The sequence below is a fragment of the Tropicimonas sp. IMCC6043 genome (assembly GCF_004146235.1).
GTDB lineage: Bacteria > Pseudomonadota > Alphaproteobacteria > Rhodobacterales > Rhodobacteraceae > Tropicimonas.
The window spans coordinates 1-253 of the sequence record NZ_SELO01000264.1; the positions used below are offsets into that span (position 1 = coordinate 1).

Sequence of the window (253 nt, forward strand, 5' to 3'; positions counted from 1 at the left end):
CTTGTCAGCGGCATCCTTCGATGTTCCGGGTGTCTGTTTCATCTTCGCTCCTTGGCGGCTTCGATGAACCAGAACCCTCCGTTGCTCAAACCCCTAAATCTCTCCGCGGGGTGCTGACGTCAGACACTGAGACCCGTCTCTTCCTCCGGTTTGAAGTAGAGTCCGTCCCAAACGAGGAGACGAACGGAATGAAGAGATCACGGTTCAGCGAAGAACAGATCATCGCGATCCTGAAGAGCCAGGAGAGCGGCGT

General features: G+C 55.7%; 1 protein-coding gene. It reads left to right on the plus strand.

Annotated features, from left to right (window positions below; translation table 11 throughout):
• Positions 1 to 20: 20 nt before the first annotated feature.
• On the plus strand, positions 21 to 253 hold a 233-nt coding region (locus EU800_RS27465; RefSeq protein WP_207210044.1), incomplete at its 3' end, for a hypothetical protein.